This window comes from Nostoc sp. (assembly GCF_036919615.1).
Lineage (GTDB): Bacteria > Cyanobacteriota > Cyanobacteriia > Cyanobacteriales > Nostocaceae > Nostoc.
The window spans coordinates 65714-80901 of the sequence record NZ_JBALCN010000102.1; the positions used below are offsets into that span (position 1 = coordinate 65714).

A 15188-nucleotide genomic window follows, 5' to 3' on the forward strand; every position below is an offset into this window, starting at 1 on the left:
TAGCACCTTAGCAAGTAACTGTCGGTAATCTGTGGCGTATTTAATTGGCTTGGAGATAGCATAAATCGCATTTTAAGGAATTTTGGATGCTTGGCAACATGACAATTTTTAATTTTGATCTGTTAAGCTAAACCACATCTAGTTTGCATAATCTGAAATTGTACATTTCTTGTGGGTTGGGCGACACGAGCGCCAAATATATGCTTTGGTTTTTGTGGAAAAGTGTTAAAACAAGGTAAGTTGTTGCATATATCTGTCAAAATGATTCATAATTATTACCCCACACATTTAGCTTGCTTGCCTGTTAGGGTATGCGCTTGCTCTGAAATATCCATGCAGCGTGCATTTTTATTTCTCCATTGATAAATCAAGTTGCTCTGTCCGTAATTAGGAATTATAAATTAATAATTATTAGTCAAGCATTGATTAAATTCAGTTAAAAAATTAGTCTAAATTTTAAATATTCAATTGGTATTATGTTTATAATTTTGCCTCTCGCTTCCTTCATTGCTATTTTTTTGTTAATTAATCAAATTCGTACCGATTGGCGTGAATCCCTGATATTATCATCTACTTACTGGGGAATTTTACTTACTGCAATCACCGAAGTTTTGAGCTTTTTCAAATTAATTACTTTTGGTTGGATATTAGGAACTTGGGGATTGATATTTATTATATTAATTTATCTATACTTTCGGCTAAATAACCAAATAGTTCCGACTTCAGAACGAAATAATTCTTCTCAAATCAAGAAATATATTAAAATTAAATTCTCTATCAATTTATTATTATATGGCATAGGTTTTGTTGTAGCAACAGTTGGATTAATTGCCATCATAGCACCACCCAATAACTGGGATTCTATGGACTATCATATGAGTCGTGTTGCTTATTGGATACAAAATCATAGTGTTGCTCATTATCCAACAAGTTATACTCCACAGCTATATCAAAACCCTTGGTCAGAGTTCGTGATTTTGCATTCTAAAATTTTGAGTGGTGGTGACTACTTCGCTAACTTAGTTCAATGGTTGAGTATGATTGGCTGCATTATTGGAGTCTCATTAATTGCCAAACAACTCGGAGCAGATTTACGAGGTCAGGTTTTCTCTGCTGTTGTAACTGGAACAATTCCTATGGGAATATTGCAAGCATCAAGCACTCAAAATGATTATGTTATTGCATTTTGGGTAGTTGGTCTTGCTTACTACTTGCTATCAGATATTCAAGCAAAAAAAAGTGAAATTTGGACGAATTCATTCAAGATTGGTAGCAGCATAGGATTAGCTATTTTGAGCAAAGGAACTGCTTATTTTTATGTCTTTCCCTTCTTGATTTGGTTTGCTTTATACCAGATTAAACGCTTCCGCTGGCAAGCATGGAAGCCGGCTTTTATAGTGGTAAGTATATCTTTATTACTTAATCTTAGTCACTATTTACGCAATTATAATTTATTTGCTTCGCCACTTGGTGAACCAGGTGGCTATCGTAATGAAGTATTCGGTGTTAATATACTTTTTTCTAATATTTTGAGAAATATTGCTTTGCATATAGGCACACCAATTGGTTTATGGAATGGAATAGTAAATAAATTAATTAAAATTATACATATATTTATTTGTGTTGATGTAAATGATCCTCGGATAACTTTTTCTAAGACATTTTTTGTACCAGGAGGCTGGGCAACAATCGGAATAACTGGTAATGAAAATAGTGCTGGTAATTTAGTACATTTAGCACTGATAATAATATGTTTGATTATTTTTATATCTCGAAAATCTATCCGGAAGCAAAGTTATATTTTTGCTTATCTTATTATTACCATATCTACATTTTTGATATTTTGCTACTTGGTAAAATGGCAAGCTTGGAATAGTCGTCTGCATTTGCCTTTTTTTGTACTAATTTCTCCATTTTTAGGTGTTGTGTTATCTAAGCTACAAAAGCAAAAAATAGCAATTTTTATAGTAACATTTTTACTAATATCATCATTAACATGGGTGTTTTTTAACAGATATAGACCTATTATTGATAGTAACAATATATTCCAAACCAGTAGAATCGAGCAGTATTTTAGTAACAGACCATACCTGCAAGTTACTTATACAGGAGCAGTTGAGTTTTTAAATTCAAAAAAATGCTCGAATATTGGGCTATCAATGGGAAATGACCCTTGGGAATACCCTTTATGGGTACTTTTGCAGCAAAACAATCAAAAACTAGCTAAAATTCAACATGTTAATGTAACTAATATTTCAGCGATTTTAGAAAAAGAAAATTCCTATAAAGATTTTGATCCTTGTGCGATTATTTCAATGGAAACTAAAAAAAGTAAACAAAAGAAATCTCTGGAGATGAATTTTAAAGGTAAAACTTATGTTCGAGCTTGGGATTCTCCAGAACTTGGTGTATTTATTAAGTAGAATTTTATTATTTCCCAGATTATAAAATTAAAATTTACTAAGAAATTAAGAAAGTAATGCTGACAAAAATTGCCGTTGAAAAAATTCTTGAACGTGCCTTGATGGGATACGACTTATCCCTGGAAGAGGGAGTGGTATTATTACAACAAACTGAGCCAGAGGCGATCGCTGCAATCCGTGCTACATCTGACACACTCCGCCACACTCAAGCAGGCGATACGGTTACATACGTAATTAATCGTAATATCAACTTTACTAATATTTGTGAGCAGCACTGTAGTTTTTGTGCTTTCCGTCGAGATGATGGTGATACCGATGCATACTGGTTAGATTCGGCACAAATTTTGGAAAAGGCGACAGATGCGGTGCAACGGGGTGCGACGGAAATCTGTATGCAGGGGGGATTAAATCCACAAGCGCAGATAAATGGTAAATCTTTGTCCTATTATCTCAAGGTAGTAGAAACCATTAAACAAAAATTTCCTCAGATACATCTCCACGCTTTCTCTCCCCAGGAAGTGGAATTTATCGCCAGACTTGACGGACTTGAGTATGCTGATGTGATTATTGCTTTGCGCGATGCTGGTGTTGGCTCAATGCCGGGAACAGCAGCAGAAGTGTTGGACGATCAGGTAAGGCGGATACTCTGTCCAGAGAAGATTGACACAGCCACTTGGCTAGAAATTGTCAGCACAGCTCACAAATTAGGCTTGCATACCACTAGCACCATGTTATCTGGGCATATTGAAACCCACGAACAGCAAATCGGGCATTTAGAAAAATTGCGATCGCTCCAAAAAACCGCCGTCAATCAGGGATATTCAGCAAGCATCACAGAGTTTATTTTATTACCCTTTGTTGGACAAGAAGCGCCCAAATCCTTACGTCGCCGTGTCGGACGCGATCAACCAATTTTGAGTGATGCACTACTGCTAGGAGCTGTGGCGCGGATTTACTTGGGTAATTGGATTCCCAACCATCAGCAGAGTTGGGTAAAACTGGGGCTTGCTGGTGCAACAGAAGCCTTAGTTTGGGGTTGCAACGATATCGGTGGCACCTTAATGGAAGAGCATATTACCACAATGGCAGGTGCTTTGGGCGGTACGTGTATGGAAGTGGAAACCTTGCAAGCTGCGATCGCTTCTTTAGGAAGACCTTACCAACAACGCAATACTCTTTATCAGAAAGTCAGGAGTTAAAGGAAGCCTTATCTCATACTTCTCTCTGTGTTATCTGCGCCTCAGTAGTTAAATAAATTACTTTTAAACCGCAGAGGCACAGAGAGAGCAAAGAGAAAAAAACAGATTTTACAAGTCACCTTAAAAAAACTAATCTTTAACGCTTAACTTAGTTGCTTGCGTCGTTTCCATAAAGACTGTTAACATCAAGCCCATAATAGATAACAAACCAAGACTTGTATCTGGCTCTGATACTGCGCGGGTATCCAAAATTTCTAACCCTGGTAGTTTTTTAGTACCTTCCTTCACAGCATCTTCTAATGACTCAGGATTTAATCCCAACGCATCTAGAGCCGTAACTGCAACTTGGTTATAATAATTATGCTAAAAATCACTGTTTTTAAAACAGTAGGTAGATGATAATTGCTAAATCGAGGCATCCGATTTATTTCCTATGTTTATAAAGTACTTTATGTATTGTTCTAGGTTTGTGGTTATTAGCGTTATGAATCAACGGTAATTAACAGTTATAGAGCCGAGCATAACTAAGCTAAAACAATATAAAATCTTGTCGAGTATACTTGGTGAAAAAGGTATTTTATTACTAAGTTACAAAAGTTTAAATTCTTCTATTTGTTGTTATCCTTGTTGAAATAAATATTTAATTTAGGAATTGGTCTTTTGAGGAATCAGCTTGATTGGTATCACAGATTTTGCTCGATTATTACGAACATTAATCGAATCAAATTAAGTTACAGTTAAGAATATATGATGAAAAATTTAAAATTAACCTTATAGATAAAATAACCCTTACTCGATGTTACCAAGCCTTAATAATTTAGAGGTAAAGCATTATGAGGATTTTGATAGTTGAAGATGATGATCGCATTGTCAAACCATTAGCTGAATTTTTAAGACGACAACACCATATCGTGGATATAACAACTGATGGGTTAACAGCTTGGAATGGTCGCAATCAGCATTATATGAGCTAATTTTATTAGATTTAATGCTTCCTAAATTAGATGGAATTACTCTGTGTAAGCGTTTACGCACTGCTTCATCTAATGTTCTGATTTTAATGCTGACGGCACGAGATACAACAGACGACAAAATTATAGGACTCGATGCTGGTGCTGATGATTATTTGGTTAAGCCATTTGAATTAAAAGAGTTAGCAGCACGCATCAGGGCTTTAGCTAGAAGGACTCCAGAGATTCGTCCCCAGATTTTAATCCACGGTGATTTGCAACTAGACCCAGCAACTCAACAGGTTACTTGTGCAGGAAACATCATATTATTAACTCCTAAAGAATATATGATATTAGAATATTTTTTGAGAAACCCAAATCAAGTTATTACTCGTTCGGCAATTCTTGATAAATTGTGGAATTTTGAGAAATCTTCGGGAGAAGGAAGTATTAAAACTCATATTACAAATTTGCGGAATAAGCTTAGAGCATCTGGAAGTTCAGAAGACTTGATTGAAAATATCTATGGCATTGGTTATCGTCTGGGACATAATTAAAATAATTTCATATAAATTTATAGCAGAAAAAATGTGTTTCAAAGAATTAGATATCGTTTATTGTTGTCTTACTTAGTTGTGTTCGCATCGCTGCTGGGAATATTTGCGATCGCAGTCCGATTTGCTTTCACTCGTAGTCTGACTGAACAAATAACAGATAAACTCATAACCATAGGGAAAGGTGCGGCTGCAAATGTAGAGTTTGAAAAAGGTCACCTGACAGTTGAAAGTGACTTTCGCCCACAAAACTTAATTGCTTATCATCAAACATTACAGTGGTTTGATACTCAAGGAAATTTAATTACCCAACAAGGAAAAACTGTTTTAATTTTACCCTTTTTACCAAACAAAATGGTACAAATTCAGACGGGTAAAGTTCCTATCCAAGCAGTGACTGTACCAATTATTGCTAGCGACAATGGTAAGCTAGTTGGGTATGTGAGGGTGAGTCAATCTCTAGGAGAATTTGATGAAACCCTCGAAAAACTGGACTGGGGACTAGGCGGTGGGATTATTATAACTTTGGTTCTTAGTGGTATTGCCGGAATTTTACTAACTCGTCAAGCAATGCAACCCATTGAAGAGAGTTTTCAAAGACTCAAACAGTTTACTGCTGATGCTTCCCACGAACTACGCAGTCCGTTAATGGCTATCAAAATTAATGCTGAGTTGCCGCTAGAATATCCAGAAGAAATAGGGCCAAAAGATGCAGAAAAGTTTCAGGCGATCGCCAGCGCTACTAACCAGATGACTCGTCTCACAGAAGACTTATTATTGTTAGCACGCACCGATAAACTTCCCACTCAGAATCGGAATACTCTCAATTTAACGTCAATATTAGAGAACCTAATACAATTACATAAACCTCAAGCTGAAACTAAACAAATTAACTTGAAATTTCAATTAATTGCTAATCTTCAGCTAATAGGTGATTCAGTTCAGTTAATGCGACTATTTACTAATTTAATTGAAAACGCACTTTACTATACACCATCAGGAGGCGTAGTTGAAATTAAAACTAATCGTGTCGGTTCCCAACTTTATGTCAACCTGCAAGATACAGGCATGGGAATTGCACCTGAGAATATTAACAAGGTTTTTGAGCGTTTTTGGCGAGCAGATCAGTCTCGTTCTTATTGGTCAGGTGGTTCTGGTTTAGGGCTAGCGATCGCTCAGGCTATTGCCCAAAATCACGGTGGATTAATTAGTGTTACGAGTCAATTAGGAATTGGTAGTTGTTTTACTGTGCGTTTACCAACTTCTTGACAATGTGATTTTAAGTTGCGTGCTTATTTGCCATCATCATTGGTTTCGCGATCGCCATTACTAGTTTCTTGAACTTGAATACTACTCTTGGGACGAGTGGCTTCATTCTTTTCATCTTGTTGATTGGGATTTTCAGCGTAAAGAACTTTGCCATTACCAGCATCGACCTTAACATTTTGCTGACCAATTTCTACAGTATAAACTAAGTTGCCATCTTCATTTTCGAGTTTGACGCCACTTGCTTTACCTCCCACAGATGCTTCAACTGCTTGCTGTGCTTGTTGTGCTGTAATTTTAGCTAGCGGTTGCAGTTTTGCCGCTTCTTGTGCATCGTCGTTTGTTTCACCGTTGCCATCACTGGCTTCAGCAACTTGAGTAGCACTATGATGCTGAGGTGCAATTGCTACGAAAGATTGTGGTTGTTTTGCTCCCACAACTCTCGACAATCCAGTAAGTCCCAAAGCACCAACAAAAGCTGCTGCCAAAATGATTGTTGTTGAAGTCTTCATACTTGTAAAATCCCTTGAAGTCTGGGTTTGTATTTTCACAGTAGGTAATAAAAGTCAAGAAATAGTCAAGATTGGTTTGAATTCAAAAAATTTAATATCAAATGGTGAAATTAATTTTGAATCAGATATTTCAGTTATTTCTAGTGCCTATTTTAGGAGAAAATTACTTTTTCAATAAAATTTTGACTATTTCTTGACTTTTGCTGTGTAAAGTACAATCAGTCAATCAGTAATTTCTGACAACATAGGTAACTTGAAGATGTGATTTCATCTCACTTATACAGAAAAATCAAGAAGGAGAAAGATTATGAATAAGATTTTAAACAGGGTTCCAGAGGTTACACTTTACTTCTGGATTATTAAGGTTCTGGCAACCACGGTAGGTGAAACCGCAGCAGATTTTCTGTCAGCAACCCTGAACCTTGGTTTAGGTGTTACATCCTACATTATGAGCAGCGTGTTATTGATTGCGCTGTTGAATCAGTTTAAGCTGAAACGCTATGTTCCAGCAAGTTTCTGGTTTGTGGTTGTTTTGATAAGTATCGTTGGCACACTGATCACTGATAGATTGGTAGATGAGTTTGGAGTTAGTTTGGTGACAAATACTGTAATTTTTAGTGTTTCCTTGTTAGTAGTTTTTGCGCTATGGTATTCAAACGAAAAGATATTAGCCATGCACTCTATCCATACAGCTAAAAGAGAGCTTTTTTATTGGGTAGCTGTTTTGTTTACGTTTGCCTTGGGTACCGCAACAGGAGACCTTTTAGCAGAGGCTTTTGGACTGGGTTATGCACAATCAGCACTGATATTTGGCGCTTCGATTGCAATCATAGCGATCGGTTATTATTACTTTCGGATGAATGCAGTTTTGGCATTCTGGTTAGCTTACATCTTAACTCGTCCTCTTGGAGCATCTATGGGTGATTTACTATCCCAATCTGCTACAAATGGAGGCTTTGGTTTTGGTACGGTCGGAACCAGTATGCTTTTTCTGTCTATAATCGTCAGTCTGGTTATTTACTTAAGCTTTAAACACAAAAAACCAGCCTTACTGCCGATCGACCGACAAGACTGATTAGCGATTGATCGCCTTCTCAACTTGGGTGTCTTTCTGTTTGTAACCTAGCAATTTGATGGTAATTTGTGATCGCAGCAACAGTCAGCATTCTTTACAATGACTTACTATTTTTTCTTATAAAAAAAAATGAACAAAGTTGCAAAAGTCACAATTTTCTTCTGGATCATGAAGATCATTGCCACGACGCTCGGCGAAACAGCAGGTGATTTCAATCGATCTCTTGGGTTGGGCTACACACTAGGCTTGCTTATCCTGGTAGTCGGTCTGTTGAGCGTTCTTACATCTGATACTACCGCGATCAAGATTTGAGCGTTTATCCGATTATCAGGAAAGATGCAGAGACCACCTATTGGCTGGCTGTCGTGTTCTCCAACAGTTTGGGAACGGCCTTTGGTGACTTTCTAACAAGCAACTTAGGACTGAGCTATATTCAGAGCGCATTCGTGACAACCACCGTCATTGGTGTTGTCATCGCCCTTCACTACCTAACAAAGTTGAGCAATATTCTCCTATTCTGGCTCGCGTTCATCTTCACACCCCCTTCGGAGATTTATCTGACTAAACCAGTCAAAGATGGCGGTCTATCACTGCCAAAGGACTATGCTTCGGCGATCGCCTTTATCCTGCTGGCAGTTGTCCTATTCTTTTCCGTGCGAAAGGAGAAAAAAGTGCGTCACCTAATTGAGTGATACGTTTATGCATAATGAATAAAATTAAAGTATGCTCCGACAAATTTCTAATTTCTGGTTGCGTCATATACATCCTCGTTTAGCTCCTTTAATTGCCACAATTAGTATTGTTGGACTTGCAAGTTGTCTGCTCATCCTTTTTGTTTTAGCAAAACTGGCTGAAGAGGTTTTGGAGCGAGATGCTTTTACATTTGATACTAATTTTCTGTTATGGCTACATCAGTTCGCCAATCCAAATTTAGATAATTTAATGCTATTTATTACAAATCTTGGTAATCCTAGTACAGTGGTTATAGTTGCAGGCGTTACTGTCTTGTTCCTTTGGTGGCGACGTTACCAAGAAGAAGCGAAAGTTTTTGTACTTGCTTGCTTGGGAGGGGGAATTTTAAATACAGGGCTAAAGTTGTTTTTTTCTAAACCTCGTCCTGAACTGTGGCATCGCTTGATTTCTGAAAAATCTTTTAGTTTTCCTAGTGGTCATGCACTAGGTTCTATGGTGCTTTATGGTTTTATTGCTTACGAGTTGGCAACTCACTATCCTCATTTTGCCAAAGTTATTTACAGTTTGACAGTTATTTTAATTGCTGCTATTGGTATCAGTCGCTTATATTTAGGAGTGCATTGGCCCACAGACATAATTGCAGGTTATGGAGTCGGTTTTTTGTGGCTGATGATATGTATTACGATGCTTAAATTGCAAAAATTGAGGTAGGGAAAGTTAGTTGATTAAATTGTATCAACCTCTCTATTTATAACTCTAACTGACAAGCTCCTATTTTAAATAGACCGAAAACTTTTACTCTCACTCTAGGCAGTAAGCCCAGAACACGAGAGCATTATACCTTCTTAAGATTTCGTTGAATAAGTGATTGAAATCCCACTCCTCCAGAGCTATTTCATTTGATAAGGTAGGGATTTTGTCAAGAGTATGAGCGAGAAATCTGCACTCAGTTGGCAATCGAAAAGCTACCACCTCAACAAGTAAATTTAAGTATGTTGGCGTACTCCTACGGGGAAGCAAGCTTTGCGTAGCGTCTTGTAGAGAAGTCTTGTCGAAGGCATCGCAACAATAATTGTCCAATCAGATTTTTTAACCACCTGATTTTTTTGCCCAAGATGCTTGTAAATGAGTGCCTTTTAGGGAATGAAACAGCTTTGACACTCAATTGATCCCCAAGATACCAATTCAAGATACGATGGACGTTGATTTACGTATTCTTTTACTTAATGCATATGAAGCGCTATTGGTCGCGTTTGCTTGCACTGGTTTTGGTTGTAGCTATCGGCTTAATGGGTTGTTCTGGCAGTCCAGATAGTTTGAGTGGGGATTATCGCCAAGACACCTTAGCTGTAGTCAATGTTATGAGACAAGCTCTGGATGTATCACAAGATTCACCAGACAAAACAGCAGTTCAAGCAGAAACGCGTCAAAAAATTAATGACTTTTCAGCTCGCTATCAGCGGGTTAACTCTGTTTCTAGTCTTGGCTCCTTTACAACCATGCGAACAGCCCTCAACTCTCTAGCTGGACATTACAGTTCTTACCCAAATCGTCCTGTACCCGAAAAACTCAAAAATCGTTTAGAGAAGGAGTTACAGCAGGTAGAAGTAGCGCTGAAGCGTGGCGGTTAATTCTTAACTATTGCCTACTCCATTATTAACAGTCAAGAGTCGATACTTTTGACTGTTGATTATCTTATAGGAATCCGGTTTAATTTTTGAACAAGGTTAGGTTGTAGGCTGCGTTAGGATGAAATCCGTAACGCACCATTCTTAAGGGTTTGATGCCGTACTTTCGTCTAATACAAGGCCAGTTGCTTCACTAGGGGAAACCCCAGTTAAGGCACTGGCTCCTCTACGTATCTGTTCCAAAATCAAATAGTAGTCATATCTCAACTTGATATTAGTCAGAGTTTTAAATTTTCAACTAAACTGATTGACACTTTTCTAGCTAAAAGCCTTGTCACAGTTCGACTTACTTCGTCTCCATCCAATTATCACCGACACGCGCATCTACCAGCAACGGCACACTCAACTGGACTGCATTTTCCATCACCGACTTAATTTGCAGTTGTAATTCTTCCCACTCCTGAGGGGGGATTTCAAACACTAGTTCATCGTGAACTTGCAACAACAAACGCGCCTGATAATTCTTTAAAACCTCATGCAGTCTTACCATTGCAATTTTGATAATATCAGCATTGGAACCTTGAATTGGTGCATTAGCAGCAGAGCGTAGTAAACCTGCATCATAAGCACCCAAATTCTTCAATTTACTCAGATCAATATCTTCTGGGTTAGTGCCTTTTAATTTGCGTAAACTGTTATTAGTAAAGTCAAAGTAACGACGACGACCAAAAATAGTTTCTACATAACCAAGAGCGATCGCTTCTTTTTTGACTCGCTCCAAATATGCAAAAACTTTGGGATATCGTTCATTAAATCGCTTAATGAACTCGTTGGCAATTGTCTTATCTATCCCAGTTGAGCGCGAAAACCTTAGAGAACCCATTCCATAAATCACGCCAAAATTGATAGTTTTTGCCATCCCTCGTTCTTCTGAGGTGATATTTTCTTTTTCAAACACTAGCCGCGCCGTAACAGTGTGAACATCTTCATTTTGCTGATATGCTTTCACTAATATCGGCTCTTGACTCAAATGAGCCAAAATCCGCAATTCAATTTGTGAGTAATCAGCAGCCACCATTAACCAACCAGCTTCTGGCAAAAACGCCTTCCGAATTTGGCGACTAAAAGCTGTACGAATGGGGATATTTTGCAAATTCGGATTAGAGGAAGATAACCTACCAGTTGATGTTGCTGCTTGATTAAAATCAGTATGCACCCGCTGGGTATCTGGACGCACCAATGCTGGCAATGCATCAACATAAGTAGACTTTAATTTAGAAAGGGTGCGATACTCAATGATCGCCTCAACAAATCCAGTGTTATCATCTTCTTGGAGTCTTTCCAGCGTTGCTGCGTCTGTAGAGTAGCCTGTTTGAATTTTACGAGAATGTCTAGTACTTAATCCCAACTTTTCAAACAGAATTTGGCTCAATTGTTTAGGAGAACCCAAGTTAAAATTTTCTCCAGCTATTTCAGTTGCTTCCTCTTTTAACCTGGCTAACTCTGTTTCTAAATGCTGCGAAAGTTCTTGCAAATAAGCTGAATTAATCCGGACACCTGTGTATTCCATTTGGGCTAAAACCGCTTCTAGTGGCTGTTCCACTTCCACTAACAGCTTAGATAAAGCTGGAATTCTATCCAGCTCCTCACGCAATTTTGACACTAAGCCAAAGGTAGAATAAGCATCCATACCGCAGTAATCTGCTACGGCGGGAATATCTATATCAGCGATGGTTTTGCCTTTAGGAACTAAATCTAAGTAACTTTTTGCTATCAATCCTAAATATCGCTGCGCCAAATCCATCAAATTATGGCTAGAATCTGGATTTAGAATGTAACTTGCCAGCATAGGATCAAACACTACTCCCGCCAAATTAATTCCTTGACACTTTAGAACTAAGCGATCAAATTTTGCATTCTGTAGAGCTTTTGGATAATCGGTACTTTCAAGAATTGGGCGTAATGCTTCTAACACCAAATCTTTATTCAAATTTTCTCCAGTTTTGTGCCCTACAGGAATATAGGCTACCTCATCTGATTTCGTTCCCCAACAGCAACCAATTCCTACTAACTCAGCATCTCTTGGTTCTAAATCGGTGGTTTCAGTGTCCCAAGCAACGGGAGTCTGTGGGTTGGTGAATTTTTGCAAAAGTTTCACTAATTCAGTGAGTTTGGCTTCGGTGTTGATGATGCTTGGTGTAATTGGGGAAGTAGATTGTTGTGGAACTGCTGCTGTATCACTAGCACTAAAAAACCACAAATCATTATCTTCATCAGCCCGGAATTCTGAGTTAGTATTGGGATTAATTCCCTCTGTTTTAGGTTCTTCGTTTTCTGCAACTTTGCCCCCAAAACGTTGCTGGAGGTCGTTGATTTTGCCTAGAAAAGACTTGAATTCTAACTTTTCTAAAATTGGTGTTAGGACGGTTGTATCAAACCCTTGTAATTTGCAATCTTCTAAATTAATTTCTATAGGAACATCCAGAACTATAGTTGCCAAATAGCGAGACCGATCAGCATCTTCTTTACCACTTGCTAGTTTTTTCTGAGTTGCGCCTTTAATTTCATCTAACGCAGCATAAATATGTTCAAGGGAACCATAGGTATTTAGCAGCTGCACTGCTGTCTTTTCACCAATTCCCTTGACCCCAGGAATATTATCCGATTTATCACCACAAAGAGCTTTGAAATCAACAATTTGTGAAGGTAAAACGCCCATTTTTTCTTTGACTTGTTCTGCTTCAAATTCCGTGATGCTATTTGTAGAGCGCTTTAGGGCATCTGGACTAAAATTCAGAACAGTGATTTCTTTGTCAGAGTCGATCAGTTGAAATAAATCGCGATCGCCAGTCAGAATCTTCACCCTATACCCAGCAGCAGTTACTCGCTGTGCTAAGGTTCCTAAAACATCATCTGCCTCGTAACCAGGGGCAGTGAAAATCGGTAGATTGAAGCCATTGAGCAACTCATGCAGGTTTGCTAAGTCGGGAATGAAGTCTTCTGGCGTTTCAGGGCGATCGGCTTTATAAGTATCGTCGGCTTCGTGGCGAAAAGTTGCCTCGCCCAAATCAAAAGCGATCGCCATTGCTTGTGGCTGTTGTGTTGCCATTACCTCCAGCAGGCACTTCACAAAACCAAAACATATACTGGTTGGAATGCCTGTTTTGGTACGTAGTCCTCCATCTCGCCCTTTGGCGAAAGCAAAGTATGAACGATAAGCCAAGGAGTGTCCATCTACGAGGATGAACGTGGGGTGTGTTGCGGTTGCAGAAATGAAAGTTTCAGACATAGCCCTATTTTAGCTAGAAGCTTTGTCACATAGTTAGCAATTTCAGATGCTTGTTCAGCTTGGCTTTAGCGACAATAGCGCAGTTTTTGCGTACTAGTTATTCTTGTGTACTATTTTATATAATATTGATGTCTACGCATTTGCAGCTTTAGTACGGAAACCAAGTAGAACCAGCTTTTGGCAGGGATATCAGCCCAATTAAGTACGCGAGTATAAATAAACATAATAATTCAGATCCCCGACTTCATAATCAGATCCCCAACTTCTCACCAGAAGTTGGGGATCTATCTCCTGAGCGTTTTGTGTTTAATTAGATTGAACTGCTTACCAGAATTCAATTCTCAGGAACAAACAAAAACTAACTTAATATTTCGACACATGATGACCACTATCAAGGTCTCTTTGCTTTCACAAAATTTTATACATACCTACACAAAGGTATACTTATTGAAAGAATTTAAATATAAAAACTTTATACAAGTTTACGTATATTTATCAAGCCTATAAGCAAAATTTAAAAGTTAAAAATAAGTTAGCAATCCTGTAATGATTCGTTTGAGAAAAGCATCTTCTATTCATGACAACAAAACTATTCAACACTCTAGCTGCTGCCACAACTTTGGCAGGAATTGTTGCAACATCTGGAGCAGCTAATGCAGCTTCTCTCTCGTACAGTAGTTCCATTGATTACAATTTTACAAATATCATTGATGCACCTCTGAGTATCCAACAATTTGACTCGTCTCTAGGCATACTTAAGGGTGTAACTATAGGATTTAGTGGTGATCTACTTGGAAATGCAGGTTTTGAAAACAGGAGTCAAACTTCAACTCCAGTGACAGTAAAGCTTGCTAGTCAACTCAGCTTAGAATTAAATAATCAGTCTCTATTTGCGCTCAATCCACAAAATATTTACAGTTACCAAGTTGCTAAATATGACGGCAACACTGATTATAGTGGCACATCTGGAAAGACTGTTTCTAACTTAACTGCCACACAATCTGGCACTCAGTCTTTCACTAATACCCAATTCTTGCAGTCTTTCATTGGTAATAGCAACATAGACTTTTTATTCTCAGCTTCAGCCACCTCAGCAGTTACGGGGTCGGGCAACATAGCATCTTATGTTGAAACACTTGCCAAAGCAAATATCAAAGTAACTTATGACTACGATGATGTTAAATCAATACCTGAACCCTCTGCCACATTAGGAGTTGGTTTAATTGCTGGGCTTTGTCTGTTGTCACAACGCAAAAAAAGCCGGATCAAGGTGGACAACTCATAAACTTTTTTGAATAAGTAAGTTTTTCCCATTCCATCTATCGGTCAGTTTATCTAATTTTAATTAAAATCCCCGGTTTTTTTGAGAATCGGGTTTTTTTGTTGCGACTATTAGTCAGAATTTTTAACAATATCTAAAAAATACTATTTTTGGGAATCACAGTAAATATTATTGATATGAAGTTAATTATATGTATATTGACTCAGCATCCTCATGGTAGGGAAATTGGGTTGACTAAAGATCCCAATTTTTGCTACTGCTCTCCACTGGTCGCTATAGCCTGTTAACCTCTTACTGGAACTTAAAATCTAGGAAAT

At 38.0% G+C, this 15188-nt stretch carries 12 protein-coding genes and 2 pseudogenes; 11 read left to right on the forward strand and 3 right to left on the reverse strand.

The window, feature by feature from the left end; translation table 11 throughout:
- The first annotated feature begins 476 nt into the window (after positions 1-476).
- Both V7K48_RS31920 and cofH read left to right on the forward strand, forming a co-directional pair.
- Positions 477-2423, forward strand: coding sequence for an ArnT family glycosyltransferase (locus V7K48_RS31920; protein WP_335078896.1), 1947 nt, complete (start codon positions 477-479; stop codon positions 2421-2423).
- 56 nt (positions 2424-2479) lie between these two features.
- Positions 2480-3622, forward strand: a complete 1143-nt coding sequence (gene cofH / locus V7K48_RS31925) for a 7,8-didemethyl-8-hydroxy-5-deazariboflavin synthase subunit CofH (RefSeq protein ID WP_335078897.1) — start codon at positions 2480-2482, stop codon at positions 3620-3622.
- Between the two features lie 129 nt (positions 3623-3751).
- On the opposite strand, the gene V7K48_RS31930 is transcribed toward cofH, so the two are convergent.
- A complete protein-coding gene (locus tag V7K48_RS31930) occupies positions 3752-3943 on the reverse strand; it encodes a hypothetical protein (RefSeq protein WP_335078899.1) in 192 nt (63 codons plus the stop codon).
- Positions 3944-4455: 512 nt separating this feature from the next.
- Here V7K48_RS31930 and V7K48_RS31935 point away from each other — a divergent pair.
- Together V7K48_RS31935 and V7K48_RS31940 are read left to right on the forward strand one after the other, a co-directional pair.
- Positions 4456-5129: pseudogene (locus V7K48_RS31935) on the forward strand (response regulator transcription factor).
- A gap of 33 nt (positions 5130-5162) precedes the next feature.
- Positions 5163-6395, forward strand: coding sequence for a sensor histidine kinase (locus V7K48_RS31940; RefSeq protein ID WP_335078901.1), 1233 nt, complete (start codon positions 5163-5165; stop codon positions 6393-6395).
- Positions 6396-6418: 23 nt separating this feature from the next.
- On the opposite strand, the gene V7K48_RS31945 is transcribed toward V7K48_RS31940, so the two are convergent.
- Positions 6419-6904, reverse strand: coding sequence for a PepSY domain-containing protein (locus V7K48_RS31945; RefSeq protein WP_335078903.1), 486 nt, complete (start codon positions 6902-6904; stop codon positions 6419-6421).
- Positions 6905-7211: 307 nt separating this feature from the next.
- Here V7K48_RS31945 and V7K48_RS31950 point away from each other — a divergent pair, with 307 nt between their 5' ends.
- The 6 genes and pseudogenes from V7K48_RS31950 to psb27 all read left to right on the forward strand — a co-directional run bounded on the left by V7K48_RS31950 (position 7212) and on the right by psb27 (position 10303).
- On the forward strand, positions 7212-7979 hold the full coding sequence (locus V7K48_RS31950) for a COG4705 family protein (RefSeq protein ID WP_335078905.1): 768 nt from the start codon (positions 7212-7214) through the stop codon (positions 7977-7979).
- A gap of 129 nt (positions 7980-8108) precedes the next feature.
- A complete protein-coding gene (locus V7K48_RS31955; RefSeq protein ID WP_335078907.1) occupies positions 8109-8291 on the forward strand; it encodes a hypothetical protein in 183 nt (60 codons plus the stop codon).
- 53 nt (positions 8292-8344) lie between these two features.
- Positions 8345-8416, forward strand: a pseudogene (locus tag V7K48_RS31960) (hypothetical protein); the annotation flags it as partial.
- Between the two features lie 9 nt (positions 8417-8425).
- On the forward strand, positions 8426-8671 hold the full coding sequence (locus tag V7K48_RS31965; protein WP_335079198.1) for a hypothetical protein: 246 nt from the start codon (positions 8426-8428) through the stop codon (positions 8669-8671).
- A gap of 31 nt (positions 8672-8702) precedes the next feature.
- A complete protein-coding gene (locus V7K48_RS31970; protein WP_335078909.1) occupies positions 8703-9383 on the forward strand; it encodes a phosphatase PAP2 family protein in 681 nt (226 codons plus the stop codon).
- Between the two features lie 515 nt (positions 9384-9898).
- Positions 9899-10303, forward strand: a complete 405-nt coding sequence (gene psb27, locus V7K48_RS31975; RefSeq protein WP_335078911.1) for a photosystem II protein Psb27 — start codon at positions 9899-9901, stop codon at positions 10301-10303.
- Positions 10304-10646: 343 nt separating this feature from the next.
- Here the strand turns inward: psb27 and polA are convergent, their stop codons facing one another.
- A complete protein-coding gene (gene polA / locus V7K48_RS31980) occupies positions 10647-13589 on the reverse strand; it encodes a DNA polymerase I (protein ID WP_335078913.1) in 2943 nt (980 codons plus the stop codon).
- 577 nt (positions 13590-14166) lie between these two features.
- Here polA and V7K48_RS31985 point away from each other — a divergent pair.
- Positions 14167-14874: a PEP-CTERM sorting domain-containing protein gene (locus tag V7K48_RS31985; RefSeq protein ID WP_335078915.1), complete on the forward strand. Its 708-nt coding sequence runs from the start codon at positions 14167-14169 to the stop codon at positions 14872-14874.
- Positions 14875-15188 lie beyond the last annotated feature (314 nt).